This window comes from Burkholderia lata, from assembly GCF_000012945.1.
Lineage (GTDB): Bacteria > Pseudomonadota > Gammaproteobacteria > Burkholderiales > Burkholderiaceae > Burkholderia > Burkholderia lata.
The window spans coordinates 913,399-926,323 of sequence record NC_007510.1 but is presented as its reverse complement, the minus strand read 5'-3'; the positions used below and the strand labels follow the sequence as shown (position 1 = coordinate 926,323).

General features: G+C 61.5%; 7 protein-coding genes and 4 pseudogenes. 6 read left to right on the top strand and 5 right to left on the bottom strand.

The genetic code is table 11. The features are described 5' to 3' along the window. Window positions 1-133: 133 nt before the first annotated feature. Window positions 134-880: pseudogene (locus BCEP18194_RS42045) on the bottom strand (DDE-type integrase/transposase/recombinase); the annotation flags it as partial. A gap of 247 nt (window positions 881-1,127) precedes the next feature. On the opposite strand from BCEP18194_RS42045, the gene BCEP18194_RS10055 reads away from it, so the two are divergent. From BCEP18194_RS10055 to BCEP18194_RS10045, 3 genes and pseudogenes are all read left to right on the top strand, one after another. After that, entirely contained in the window at window positions 1,128-2,777 is a 1,650-nt protein-coding gene (locus tag BCEP18194_RS10055) for an FAD-dependent oxidoreductase (protein WP_011351176.1), read from the top strand. Window positions 2,778-2,983: 206 nt separating this feature from the next. Then, window positions 2,984-3,207 (top strand): annotated as a pseudogene (locus BCEP18194_RS39465) (IS5/IS1182 family transposase); the annotation flags it as partial. Then, a pseudogene (locus BCEP18194_RS10045) lies at window positions 3,195-3,734 on the top strand (transposase); the annotation flags it as partial. The pseudogenes BCEP18194_RS39465 and BCEP18194_RS10045, both read left to right, overlap by 13 nt. 237 nt (window positions 3,735-3,971) lie before the next feature. On the opposite strand, the gene BCEP18194_RS10040 reads toward BCEP18194_RS10045, so the two are convergent. The 4 genes and pseudogenes from BCEP18194_RS10040 to BCEP18194_RS10025 all read right to left on the bottom strand — a co-directional run bounded on the left by BCEP18194_RS10040 (window position 3,972) and on the right by BCEP18194_RS10025 (window position 9,383). Beyond that, window positions 3,972-5,018 carry an acyltransferase family protein gene (locus BCEP18194_RS10040; protein WP_041492760.1) on the bottom strand — a complete coding sequence of 349 codons (1,047 nt, stop codon included), beginning with the start codon at window positions 5,016-5,018 and terminating at the stop codon, window positions 3,972-3,974. Between the two features lie 254 nt (window positions 5,019-5,272). Beyond that, window positions 5,273-6,151, bottom strand: a complete 879-nt coding sequence (locus BCEP18194_RS38695; protein WP_011351173.1) for a class I SAM-dependent methyltransferase — start codon at window positions 6,149-6,151, stop codon at window positions 5,273-5,275. A 142-nt stretch (window positions 6,152-6,293) separates the two neighbouring features. After that, a pseudogene (locus BCEP18194_RS39460) lies at window positions 6,294-7,102 on the bottom strand (IS5 family transposase). Between the two features lie 886 nt (window positions 7,103-7,988). After that, window positions 7,989-9,383 carry a phosphomannomutase/phosphoglucomutase gene (locus tag BCEP18194_RS10025; RefSeq protein ID WP_011351171.1) on the bottom strand — a complete coding sequence of 465 codons (1,395 nt, stop codon included), beginning with the start codon at window positions 9,381-9,383 and terminating at the stop codon, window positions 7,989-7,991. 263 nt (window positions 9,384-9,646) lie between these two features. Here BCEP18194_RS10025 and BCEP18194_RS10020 point away from each other — a divergent pair, with 263 nt between their 5' ends. Genes BCEP18194_RS10020 through BCEP18194_RS10010 form a run of 3 tightly spaced genes read left to right on the top strand, consistent with a single transcriptional unit; the run spans window position 9,647 to window position 12,913 of the window. Beyond that, the gene (locus BCEP18194_RS10020; RefSeq protein ID WP_011351170.1) at window positions 9,647-10,903 is read left to right on the top strand and encodes a lipopolysaccharide biosynthesis protein; all 1,257 of its coding nucleotides are present in this window, start codon (window positions 9,647-9,649) and stop codon (window positions 10,901-10,903) included. Then, a complete protein-coding gene (locus BCEP18194_RS10015; RefSeq protein ID WP_011351169.1) occupies window positions 10,900-11,724 on the top strand; it encodes a glycosyltransferase in 825 nt (274 codons plus the stop codon). Before BCEP18194_RS10020 ends, BCEP18194_RS10015 begins: the two co-directional genes overlap by 4 nt. Window positions 11,725-11,776: 52 nt before the next feature. Next, window positions 11,777-12,913 carry a glycosyltransferase family 4 protein gene (locus BCEP18194_RS10010; RefSeq protein ID WP_011351168.1) on the top strand — a complete coding sequence of 379 codons (1,137 nt, stop codon included), beginning with the start codon at window positions 11,777-11,779 and terminating at the stop codon, window positions 12,911-12,913. Window positions 12,914-12,925 lie beyond the last annotated feature (12 nt).

Genomic DNA, 12,925 nt, shown 5'->3' with positions numbered 1-12,925 from the left:
GGCAGCCGGCGACAAGCATAAAGGGGGGATTTTATCCCGCCCGGGGAGCCGATCAGGCGAAAAACTGAGGTCGGACTGAATTAGTAGCAGTCAACCGGTTCACGAGCAGTTGATAGGCCAACGCACGGTGTTACGACCCGCGATCGGTGTGGCGGATCAGACCTGCAGGCGGCCAGCGAGTCGCGACAGCGCGAAGCAAGGCCTGCGTGACCAGATGTTTCGTCATCCGATCGCTCATCGCGTAACCGGCGATTTCACCGGGCTGCAGGCACCTCAGGCCGGCAGGACACAACACACCCTTATCGATCGCAAAAGAGGTGACGTCACCACACCAGACTTGATTGGGCACCGTCACCGAGACATCTTGGTTCAGCGGATTCGACGCGACAGGCACGTCGTGCTTCGAATTCGTCGTGGCCTTGATCCGGCGCTTCTGCTTGCAGCGCTATCCCGATTTTCTGCGCAGTCTCCTGACCCGGTGCAAGCCGATTCGCACGCCCCTCTCCACCCGATGTCGCCGCAGGCGCTCCGGCCTGAAACTTTCCCGGATTCGCCGGTGGACCGTGAGCACCTCCGCTTCCAGGGCGAGGTTCCTGCCACGCTCTTTCGGGTGACTTGCGCTTGCGCCACACATGGTGGCCGCTCACGTGTACGCCCAGCACTCGGCACATTGGCGGCACGGGGGTAGTCTCGTCGCATTTGTTCAATCCGCACCTCACCTCGACTCCTTCGCGAAGTACGTCGCGAACCTTTTGAGGAGAGCGCGCTCCGTTCTGACCTCGACCAGCCAACGCTTGACCTGTGCCAGCTCGGCCTCCACTTCTGTCAGCGGCTTCCGTTGACGGTCGACGACATCTTTCAGCTTGCCGGCCTTCGTCGCCCCCCCGGTTTGTCAGCATCTTGATCTGACCCTCACCACCTCCTGCCCCGTTTCGCCGCTCCTCGCGCGGCAAGGATCCGCAGGGTTCCAGTCGATAGTTTTGTGTCATCCGCAAGTGATAAACTCCGCGCACCTTTCGTAATACATCGTAACTTTTTTAATACGTCGTAACATTGAAGGCGCTCGCCGAGCCCGGCTCCTTGTCGCTCGATTCATCTAACCCTGTTTCTCTAACACTCGCGGTCACATGTTCGTAGTATTCGATAATGTTGCAAGCAGATTGCTGCTGGTCGGTTCGGTGCTCATTCTCGCGGCATGCGGCCACGGTACCGACGACCAACCACACGGGACGCCCGCTCCGCCCGTCGCCATGCCGGTGCCCGCACCAGGATCCGACCCTGCGGATGTCCTCGTCTACGGTGCGACGCCGGGCGGTATATCCGCGGCACTGGAAGCCGCGAAACTGAACAAGCGGGTCGTCATTCTGGAACCGACGAAACACGTCGGTGGCATGACGACGAGCGGGATCAGCGTGACAGACGCCTATCCCCAGGATCGTCTATGGGCAATGGGCGGTTTCGCGCATCGCTTCGTCGACACGGTAAACGCGCGCTACGGAAAGACCTGGACGATGGGCGGCATATTTCACGAGCCGCATGTCGCCGAGAGCATTCTGCTGCAGATGCTTGCCGACGCCCCGTCCGTTTCCGTCGAATACGGAGCCGAACTGGCGAGCGTTCAAACCAATAATCACGAGATCAAGGCCGTCCAGACGAGCAACGGACATAGTTACGCGGCAAAGATGTTCATCGATGCGAGCTACGAAGGCGATTTGCTCGAGAAGGCCGGCGTCGACCATACGCTCGGGCGCGAAGCGAAGTCACAATATGGCGAACCCCTCGCCGGCGTTGGCCCCATTTCCATCAAGGACGGCGCGCGCGTGGATCCCTACGTTGTGCCAGGTCAACCGAGCAGCGGATTGCTTCCGCATGTAGCGCCCAACAATCTCGGCGCCCCGGGAACGGCAGACTCGGCCGTGCAGGCATATGGCTATCGGCTTTGCCTCACTGCGGATAAGGGAAACCAGATTCCCGTCGTCAAACCGGCCAACTACGATCCCAAGGAATTCGAACTACTGGGGCGCGTCGCCCTGGCTCACCCGGAAATCGTCAAGACGTTCAACTACATCGCGAACGTTCCGATTCCCAACAACAAGTTCGACGTCAATAGCCTCGGCCTGCTATCGACGGACGAGATCGAGGGAAGCGCGGAGTATGCCAATGCGAATGCGAACGGTCGTCGCCAAATCGAGGCGGAGCACAAGCGTTATACGCTGGCGCTCCTGACGTTTCTCGCGACGGATCCCCGCATTCCGCCAAACGTACGCGATGACGTTCGCTCGTGGGGATTCTGCAAGGACGAGTTCCAGGATAACGGCGGGTTCCCATGGCGTCTTTACGTACGGCAAAGTCGCCGGATGGTCGGTAGCTATGTGATGACACAGCACGATCTGTACACGGAAACCCGGATCCCGGATCCCATCGGTCTTGGTGCATTCCCGATCGATCAGCATACGGTCAATCGTATTGCGGTAGACGGACAGGTCGGTACCGAAGGCGCCATTTGGCAGCCGCTGCCGCGTCCGTACCCGATCTCGTATCGATCGATTGTCCCCAAGTACAGCGAGATCCGGAATTTGCTCGTGCCGGTTGCACTGTCTGCGTCGCACGTCGCGTATTCATCGATACGCGTCGAGCCGACGCTCATGATTACCGGTCAGGCGGCCGGAGCCGCCGCAGCGCTCGCCATAGATTCGCGAAGCAGTGTTCAAAACATCGACTATGCAAAGCTGTCCGCGACACTGGTGAGCGAAGGTGCGGTGTTGGCGAACAGATGACTGTCGACGGGACAGCATGGCTGCTTGTACTTTCTGAGGTTCTCGATGGAATTCCTGGTCGCCTTCACCGACTCAACCGAGAAAGTAGTCGACCCTGAACAATCCTTGAAAGCATATACAGCAAGGCTGCAAGATCGAGACGATACGGGAGTTGCAGTGAACGGGCATATTGGCGCGTAAAACCTGCAACTCTCTACAAGGCGAGGATGGGGCCGAAGACGTCGGTGACGGAGGGAGAGTTCTTCCGCCAACCGTTGCGCGAGCAGATCAACTTGGCGCATCCGTCGGTTCGCCACGCCTGATCACGGGATTGCCGCACCTGCCGTATGCCTTCGACCTCCCGGACGAGGACTTAGTCCGGCAATGGCGCGAGGGCCTGTACTGGCAGGTCGTTACCGATGAAACGTATTTGCAGACGGAGCCGCCGATCTAGTCGACGGCTTGCGCGGCTTCCCCGAAGCGATCGAGGCGGTCTACCCGGCCGCGCAAATCCAGACCGGCATCGTGCATCTGATCCGCAAGTCGCTGAATCTCGCGAGCTGGAAGGACCGCAAGCCGCTGGCGGCCGCGATCAAGCCGATCTCCAGGCCGCCACGGCCGAGGCCGCAGCAGCGGCTGCTCGATACCTTTGCACAGAGCGAGTGGGGCCGCAAATTCCCTACCGTCGCGGCCATGTGGCAGCGCCAATGGGAGCAGGTGATTCCCTTCTTCGCCTATCCGCCCGAGGTGCGTCGAATCGTCTATACGACCAACGCCATCGAGAGCATGCACATGCAGTTGCGCAAGATCGTGAAGAATCGCGGCCACTTCCCGAGCGACGAAGCTGCCAGCAAACTGCTGTTTCTCGCCTTACGCATCATCGAAAAGGATTGGAAGATGCCGCCTATCACTTGGCGGCAAGCAGTCAATCAGTTCGCCATTCTGTTCGGCGAGCGATTCACTGCCGCCATCAGTTGAGATTTCTTAACCGACCTCAGCACACGAAATTCCTGACACGTCCGAGATCACCGGCCGATCGCGACTACAAGGACGTGCCATCGACAGCAAACTCAACCGGAACTGACTCAAGGGCGCGCTGGGTGACGCGATCCACGCAGTGCCGTGCGGCGCCACGCACAACCTGCGGATGATCCTGCGCCAGTTGATCCACGATGGGCGTCTTACGCTGCCCAGTTTCCGCAAGACACATTAAATTCACCTGGTGCCTGATTGGCTCATGTTCGGTGCGCCGCCAGACAGGACGCCACCTTTTGCGCGGACCACATTTCTGCAAGGGTCAACTATCTGCCTGTTCAAGTATTCGAGCGCCGCCGATAATGCCACGGCCAAGGGGAGCGTGAACCAGAATAACGTCCAACCAGCTGCCTTCGTAGAAAGAAGGAGCTGAATGGCAAAGGCAGCCTGATAGTGGATGAGATAGATCGGGTAAGACAGGCCTCCGATATTTCGATCAATCCATCTGAAATAGCCCCCTTCCGTCGCGGATGCGATGAAGAAGAATGCCACCGCGAATCCCGCCAGATTCAGGTAGTAAGGGATTCCTGCAGCATCGAGCGGGAGGAAATGCAGCGCACATATAAATCCTGCGTACAGGAGCGTAGCGGTAACCGAGGCATACGTAGTGACGGAAGCCCGACATGCCTTGATTGCGAAATAGAGGCATATTCCGATGCCGTACGGAAGTGCAGCCGCAGGTATCGCATAGATCCGCTCGTTCACGTCATGAGCCATCGCAACATGGAACGACACGCCGACAAGCAGGCACAGCACGCCGGTTTTGATGTTGCGCGCAGCGCCCAATGCGAGCACCACGTACATGGCAAATTCAACGGCTAGCGCCCATGCCGGCGGCACGATGTGCGATACGCTCGGCTTGCCGGGCAGGGGGAAATCCGGGCGCCAGTACCAGTTCATGGCCAGGCTAGCCCACGATCGCAGCGAATCGGGCAGCAGAAAATTTCGGTGATATGCCTCCGCAAGCGTGGGCTCAAGGACAATCAGCAAGACCGACATGCCAGCTGCAATCCAGTACATCGGATAGAGCCTCAGGAAGCGGTTCAGGAAGAACCGAAAGAATCCCGATGATCCGAACCCATAATTGCGATGGAGCGTTGCGGTCATCAGATAGCCACTGATCACAAAGAACGTCGACACAGCATAGGTTGCCGTGAGATCAGTCCATCGCCCAAGATGAGCGGCCATGACGATCAGCGCAAGAAAAGTGCGGAGTGCTCCGAGCATGTTGACGGGTCGAATCGGGAAGGGGCGCAATCGCATGTTGCGGGTTGCGCCAATTTTCTCACATCGCGAATCGTCCCTGGTTCGCTCGTAGTGCGCGGACCACAATCGGCTGCAGAACCGTTGCGGCATACCGTCTCGTTCGGTTGCGCGCAGGATCTCGAGACGTGGCCGTATCAAGGGGCCTGATTAGACACTGGCGAGCGGCGGGATGCTTACGCCGATTTTATCCCCGCAGGAACATCTGATTTCGTAAATCAATTACGCCCAGCGAATCGCCTCGCTGCAAGCTTTAGCCTAAGGTCGAGGTTATATAACTTCCGTCGAATTTGATTCCTGACCAGCCGTAGGCCACCTTCCTTCCAGATTTTCTTGGACGGCAGATTGAGATTGTGCGGCCTCCGGATTCGCTGGGCCGGCTTCTCGATGATCATGAACTGATCATCCCCCCGGTCGGACAATTCGTAGTTTGAGTTCCTCATGAACTCTTCAACCGGACTGAAATCCCATAAATGCCATACAAACTCGGCGTTATGTTCAACGACCTCAAATCCGGCATATTCAACGATCTGACGCATTTCGTGTTTCGTGAATTCACGGAAGTGCCAGTCATACATCAATGGCGCACGTTGCATCATCGCCCGCTGAATTGCCCATAGGCTGGTCGCATTCGGAGTTGAGATTAGCGCACGCCCCCCAACTCGAAGAACCCTGTAGACCTCATCGAGGAAAAAGAATATTCCGTTCAGCGTCGTAGCCTGCCGATAAGAAATGTCCGAAATATGCTCGATGACTTCGGTACAGATTACGTTGTCGACTGAATTATCGGCAAAAGGAAGCGGATCATATCGCAGATCGCTTTCGGTACCGCGGACGGTTGAGCCTGGAAAGAACGACCATATCACTTTGGAGCTCAAGTATTCGAGGCTACCGATTTCGACACAATACCCTCGGTGAAGCTCGAACGCTTTCATGTATTCGACCGTCAGCGCGAAACGCCTCGTATCGAAATGAAGACCTCCGCCGCCGACGCCGAGACGTCGGCCCTCCTCGTCGACGCGCCTCGTCGCTTCGGTGATTGTCTCCTGATTTATATATGGCGAATCAAACCTCATTCCTGCGGCAATGGTTTCCATATGTCAATGCTCTGTTGACAGCTGGTGGGAATGTTCGGTCAGGACATTGTATAGCATCCTCCGCTATTTCCGAATTGCACCAATCAACGCAGTGATGATAGGGCGCAAACCCGTCTCTGCATTAGAGACGGTTTCATAAAGGCTACCGAGTCCGCTGCAAAATGTTCCAGCAGATCATGGAGCAACCGAGTTTGAGGAACGCTTCATGAATGTCGGCACGTCGTTCGAATCGGATACGGAGACGTCGAAAGTGGTGCATCCAGGCATGCGTACGCACAACGCCCCATCGAACCTTCCCAAGACCGCTGCCGTGTGGTTGTCCACGTCGGGCAATGCTGGTGGGAATGCCTCGCTCGTGCAGGATGCGCCGGTACTTGTCGTGATCGTAGCCTCGATCCGCATAGACGCGTTTGGGCCGGCTCAGTGGCCGACCGCGAACGCCTTTGATCGGCGCGATCGCCTCGATCAGGGGGATCAGTTACGTGACGTCATTGCGGTTGGCGCCGGTCAAGATTGCCGCGATCGGTGTGCCGTTGGCGTCGGTGGCGAGGTGGTGTTTGGAACCGGGTCGCGCTCGATCATTGGGGTTCGGGCCAGTTTTTCGCTCGCCCCAACCGCACGAATCGACGAGGAGTCGACGACCACACGTGAGAAGTCGATCTGGTTTGCCGCGCGTAGTTTGGTCAACAGCAACGCGTGCAATGCATCCCACACGCCAGCCTCTTGCCAGTCCCGCAGCCGCCGCCAGCAACTCACGCCCGAGCCACATCCCGTTTCTGCAGGAAGATCGCGCCAGCGAATGCCGGTCTTCAGCACGAACAGAATGCCCGTCAGCGCTGCGCGATTCGGCACGGGCTTGCGATCCGGGTACTTGAACCGACGGGGCTTGGCTGGTGGTAGAAGTGGCTCGATTGGCTTCCACAACTCGTCGTCAATGATCCGCTTGCCCATCTCCCTGATCCGGTTGTCACGACGGCTCTGGTTAACAGGTCAAGAGAAAAGTTAACAGTAGCTACGCGTCTTTTTAAAACCGTCTCTTAGCCGCCTTATCGGTATATTCCACATCGATCGGATGAGTCAGATATTCGGAATAGCCATGAACGCCAGTCCGGGAGCCTTTAGGCTCGTCGAATACACAGATTTTCCCGTATTTGCGCGCTATCTGGCCCGCTTGGATTCTGGATCCGATATGAACCTATATAAATGAAGTCGATGATTTGGGTGTGCATCAGACAGTCGAAGCTGCACTCGACTACCCAATGTCTGGGCAGCAACACGAAACGCGAAGCTGTCCGGGATCATTGCACTGGGTTGAGCTTTGCATCCATCGCACACGCGCAACAGTTCTCGCAGGTCATGCACCATCTGAAGCAAGGTTCGTAACACGCTCCAGCGTGAGCTGATGTTCGCCGACACCGAGCAAGCAGCCAAGGCCGCATGCAACCCGGTGACACCGACGCAGCGTCCGCCGCAAGCGCAAGACAAGGTGGTCAACCACAACGCCCGTCCACTGCCTCTCCACGCTGATGGCTGAGCTGGGCGGCATCATGCGCCACATTTGTCGCTGCCCGGACCGGGCACCGACCTTCGACATTACCGCCACGCCCAATGCAACGCACTCGATCTGATCAGGCAGGCCTGGCCGTAGACAGAAACCGGGACCTCAAAATCACATCGAATGCTTGCGGCACAAGGACTAACCCGCCCCGTTGCGACTGGAATTGCAGTCTCGCCGCACACAGTGCGAAAAGCGGCCTCACGCGATGCGCGTGCGCCGCTTTTCGGACCGAGCCCTGGGGGCGTTTAGCACCAGTGGCGGCCGCGCCGCCACCTGCACTCAGAACGGCAGCTTGACGTCCGGCTTCGCGGCCGTCAGCACGCGGCGGAAGTCCTCCTGGATGCGCTTGAGCCCTTCCTGCGTCTCCGACTCGAAACGCATCACGACGACCGGCGTCGTGTTCGACGAACGCGCGAGGCCGAAGCCGTCCGGGTACTCGACACGCAGGCCGTCGATCGTCACGACTTCCTCTGCACCGTCGAACTTCGCCTCTTTCTGCAGCTTGTCGATCAGGCGGAAGTTCTCGCCTTCGTCGAGCCACAGCTGCAGTTCGGGCGTGCTCATCGCGTCCGGCAGCCCGTTCAGCAGCGCGCTCGGATCGGCCGTCTTCGTGAGGATCTCGAGCAGGCGTGCGCCCGTGTAGAGACCGTCGTCGAAGCCGTACCAGCGATCCTTGAAGAACACGTGGCCGCTCATTTCGCCGGCGAGCGGCGCACCCGTCTCGCGCAGCTTCGCCTTCACGAGCGAGTGGCCCGTCTTCCACATCAGCGGCTCGCCACCCTTCGACTTGATCCACTGCGCGAGGTGGCGCGTGCACTTCACGTCATAGATGATCTGCGCGCCCGGGTTGCGCGACAGCACCTCTTCCGCGAACAGCATCAGCTGGCGGTCCGGATAGATGATCTGGCCATCCTTCGTGACGACGCCGAGCCGGTCGCCATCGCCGTCGAACGCGAAGCCGATCTCGGCGTCGGTGTCCTTCAGCGCCTGGATCACGTCCTGCAGGTTTTCCGGGTGGGCGGGATCGGGGTGATGGTTCGGGAACGTGCCGTCGATGTCGGTGAAACGCTCCACCAGCTCGCAGCCGAGCGCCTTGAACAGGCGCGTCGCGAGCGGGCCGGCCACGCCGTTGCCGGCGTCGACGACGAGCTTCATCGGGCGGGCCGGCTTGATGTCGCCGACGATGCGTGCGATGTATTGATCGGCCACGTCGAACTGTTCGTACGAGCCGTTGCCCGTCTCGAAACGCTCGTCGACGATGCGCTGATACAGCGCCTGGATCTGCTCGCCGTAGATCGCGGCGCCGCGCAGCACCATCTTGAAGCCGTTGTAGTCGGGCGGGTTGTGGCTGCCCGTGACGACGATGCACGAATCGACGCGGCGCTCGCCGTCCTTCAGCGCGAGCGGGACGTTCGCCGCGAAATAGCCGACCGGCGTGGGCACCATGCCGACGTCGACGACGTCGACGCCCGCCGCACGCAGGCCGTCGGCCAGCGCGCCGACGAGGTCCGGCCCGGACAGGCGGCCGTCGCGCGCGACGACCACCGCATCGCCGCCCTGCGCGCGCACTTCGCTGCCGAACGCCCGGCCGATCGCGCGCGCGGTGTCGGTGTCGAGCGTCTTGCCGACCACACCACGAATGTCATATGCCTTGAAGATGGATTGGGAGATCATCGATTCTCTTCTCTCAGTTGCGTGCATGGAAAATTGTCTGGCTTGCCTGGCCGCCGCTCGCCGGTGCCGCGCATGATACAGGCTGGCCCGGCACGGAGTGAAACCGCTGACGCGGAACGGCGGGAGCGACCCCGATCCCACTTATAATCGCGGGTTTTGATGACGCGCATGCCGCCCATTTTAATGCCTAGCCGTCCCGTCGCCGCCAACCTGCAGCCCCCGGGCGCCCTGCCGGCCGCCTTGCGCGCACGCCGCTGCCGCGCATGCTGAAGCGCTTCGGCAACCCGGATGTCGCGAAGGCCGTCGCGAATCTCGTCTGGCTGGGGCTCGAACGGCTGACGCAGATCGGCGTCGCGATCGCGATCAGCGGCCTGCTGGCCCGTTATTTCGGGCCAGATGTGTTCGGCAAATGGCAGTATGCGAATACGCTCCTCCTGGTACTGGCGCCGCTCACCTGGGTGTGCGGCGCGGAAATCCTCGTCCCGACCATCGTCCAGCGCCCGCCCGCCCAGCTCGGCGCGGTGCTCGGCAGCGCATTCGCGCTGCGCATCGCCGTCTCCGTCGCCGCGCTCGTCGTGACCTGGATCGCGATCGCCGCGGGCGCCTTCGATCCGCTGGTCGGCGCGATGCTCGCGGGCCTCGCGGTCACGATGGTGTTCCGCGAGCCGTTCGTCGGCGTCATCAACGCGTGGCTGCAGAGCATGACCTACAGCAAGCCGCAGCTCGTCACCAGCATGGTCACCGCGCTGGTGAAGGCGCTGCTCGTCTGGCTGCTGGTCCGTGCGGCCGCGGGCCCCGCCCGCTTCGCGTGGCTGTGGGCGCTCGAGGCCGCCGCCATCGGCTTCGCGCTGCTGCTGTACTACCGGCATCGTAACGGCGGCGCGCTCGGCTGGACGTTCGACAAGCCGCTGTTCAGGCACTTTGCGACGGCCGGCACCGTGTTCTGGCTCGGCCTCATCTGCATGTACCTGTTCCTGAAGCTCGACCGCCTGATGCTCGAGCGCCACGTATCGTTCGCCGATCTCGGCCGCTACTCGGCCGCGCAGCAGCTCAACGAGAACTGGATCACGCTCGCGCTGATGCTCGCGCAGACGATCGCGCCCGCCTTCGTCTATCGCGTGCAGGACGTCGCGCGGCTGCGCCGCAACATCGTCCGGCTGATCGCGATGACGGCCTGCCTGATGACGGCCGGCGCGCTTGTGCTCGACGCCGCCGCCCCGCTGATCGTCGGCAAGGTGTTCGGCCGCGGCTACGAGGCATCGGTCGACATCTTCCGCTGGGCGGTCTGGCTGTCGGTACCGGCCGGCATCGAGGCGATAGGCAATCTTATCGTTCTCAAATATCAAGCAAAATTCGTGTTGCTGTCGAAATGGCTGCTCGCGCTCGCGATCGCCGCGCTCGTCAACCTGTTCGCCATCCCGCGGCTCGGCCTGTACGGCGCGCTCGTCGGGTTGGCGGCCGGCTACCTGGCCGCCGCCGCCGTTAATTTTTATTACATCCGTTTCAAGCTGCGACCATGACGTCCCCTGATTGCCCGACCCCGCTCGACGACATGGCCGTGCTGATGCCGGCCTACAACGGGCACGACGACGTCGTTCGGACCCTCGCCTCGTTTCGCGAGGACACGCCCGTGCACGTGCTGATCGTCGATGACGGCAGCACGCCGCCGATCGTCGCGCCCGACCTGCCCGGCCTCGCGATCGACGTGCTGCGCATGCCGCAGAACGGCGGCATCGAGCGTGCGCTCGCGGCCGGCATCGACGCGCTCGCCGCACGAGGCTTCCGCTATGCGGCGCGCATCGACGCGGGCGATCTCGCCGCACCGCTGCGCCTCGCGAAGGAGCGCGCGTATCTCGGCGCCCACCCGCGCGTGGCCTGCGTCGGCATGTGGACGCAAGTCGTGTCCCACGCCGGCGAGCCGCGCTTCATGCTGACCCCGCCCGCCGATCCGGATACGCTGCGCCGCACGCGCTTCCTGCGCTCGCCGCTCGTGCACCCGTCGGTCATGTTGCGCATCGACGCCGTGCGTGAAGTGGGGAACTATCGTGCGAAATACCGTGCGGCCGAGGATCTCGATCTTTTTTTGCGGTTAATGCAACGCTACGATTGCGCGAACCTGCCGGAACTGGGCCTCTATTACGAATTGAACGAGGGCGGGATCAGTGCGACCAAGCGCCGGCGCCAGCTGGTGTCGACGCTCACGCTGCTGCTGAGCCACTTCAACGTGCTGAACCCGTACGACTGGGCCGGCCTCGCCAAGAACCTGCTGCATTTCGTGACGCCGTACCGTACGTTGCAGCGAATCAAGCAGACGCTGTTCGCCGCGCGGCCGTCCGCGTGACGCCGATTCGGCGTATCCGGCATTTACGACGCTTTATTTATTCTTTTTTTTCATGTCCGCCACTTCCCCGCTGCGCATCGCGCTCGTCTGCAACACGGCCTGGGCGATCTACACGTATCGCCACGGGCTGATCCGTGCGCTCGTCGCGCGCGGCGCCGAGGTCATCGTGATCGCGCCGCACGACCGCACGGTGCCGTTGCTCGAGCAGATGGGCTGCCGCTACGTGGCGCTCGCGGTCGCGTCGAAAGGCACGAGCCCGCGCGAGGATCTCGGCACGCTCGCCGCGCTGGTGCGTCACTACCGCGCGCTGAAGCCCGATCTCGTGTTCCATTACACGATCAAGCCGAACATCTACGGCTCGGTCGCCGCGTGGCTCGCGCGCGTGCCGTCGATCGCGGTGACGACGGGCCTCGGCTACGTCTTCATCCAGAAAAGCCGCGCGGCAAGCGTCGCGAAGCGCCTGTACCGGTTCGCGTTCCGCTTCCCGCGTGAAGTGTGGTTCCTGAACCGCGACGATCTCGCGACCTTCACCGACGAGCAGTTGCTCGCGCATCCCGATCGCGCGCGGCTGCTGCACGGCGAAGGCGTCGACCTCGAACAGTTCGCGCCCGTGCCGCTGCCCGCTGGCGACGCCCCCGTCTTCATCCTGATCGGCCGGCTGCTGTGGGACAAGGGTGTGCGCGAATACGTGGAGGCCGCGCGCATCGTGCGCGCGCGTGTCCCGAACGCGCGCTTCCAGCTACTCGGGCCGCTCGGCGTCGACAATCCGAGCGCGATCGGCCGCGCGGATGTCGATGCGTGGGTCGGCGAAGGCGTGATCGAATATCTCGGCGAGGCGCACGACGTGCGCCCGCATATCGCGGCGGCCGACTGCGTCGTGCTGCCGTCGTACCGCGAAGGCGTGCCGCGCACGCTGATGGAAGCGTCGGCGATGGGCCGCCCGATCGTCGCGACCGACGTGCCGGGCTGCCGCGACGTCGTCGCCGATGGCGAAACAGGCTTCCTGTGCCGCGTGCGCGACAGCGCGAGCCTCGCGGAGCAACTGAATCGCATGATCGCGCTCGGACCGGAAGGCCGGGCGGCGTTGGGCGAACGCGGCCGGCACAAGGTCGCGTCGGAGTTCGACGAGCAACAGGTCGTCGAGCGCTATAGGGAGACCATCCATTCGTTGACCGGATTCACACTCTGAAGGAGCGCATCT

Coding starts and splice junctions, on each gene's coding strand:
- BCEP18194_RS10025 (WP_011351171.1), bottom strand. CDS start 9,383: ATGATCTCCCAATCCATCTTCAAGGCATATGACATTCGTGGTGTGGTC.
- BCEP18194_RS10010 (WP_011351168.1), top strand. CDS start 11,777: ATGTCCGCCACTTCCCCGCTGCGCATCGCGCTCGTCTGCAACACGGCC.
- BCEP18194_RS10055 (WP_011351176.1), top strand. CDS start 1,128: ATGTTCGTAGTATTCGATAATGTTGCAAGCAGATTGCTGCTGGTCGGT.
- BCEP18194_RS10040 (WP_041492760.1), bottom strand. CDS start 5,018: ATGCTCGGAGCACTCCGCACTTTTCTTGCGCTGATCGTCATGGCCGCT.
- BCEP18194_RS38695 (WP_011351173.1), bottom strand. CDS start 6,151: ATGGAAACCATTGCCGCAGGAATGAGGTTTGATTCGCCATATATAAAT.
- BCEP18194_RS10015 (WP_011351169.1), top strand. CDS start 10,900: ATGACGTCCCCTGATTGCCCGACCCCGCTCGACGACATGGCCGTGCTG.
- BCEP18194_RS10020 (WP_011351170.1), top strand. CDS start 9,647: ATGCTGAAGCGCTTCGGCAACCCGGATGTCGCGAAGGCCGTCGCGAAT.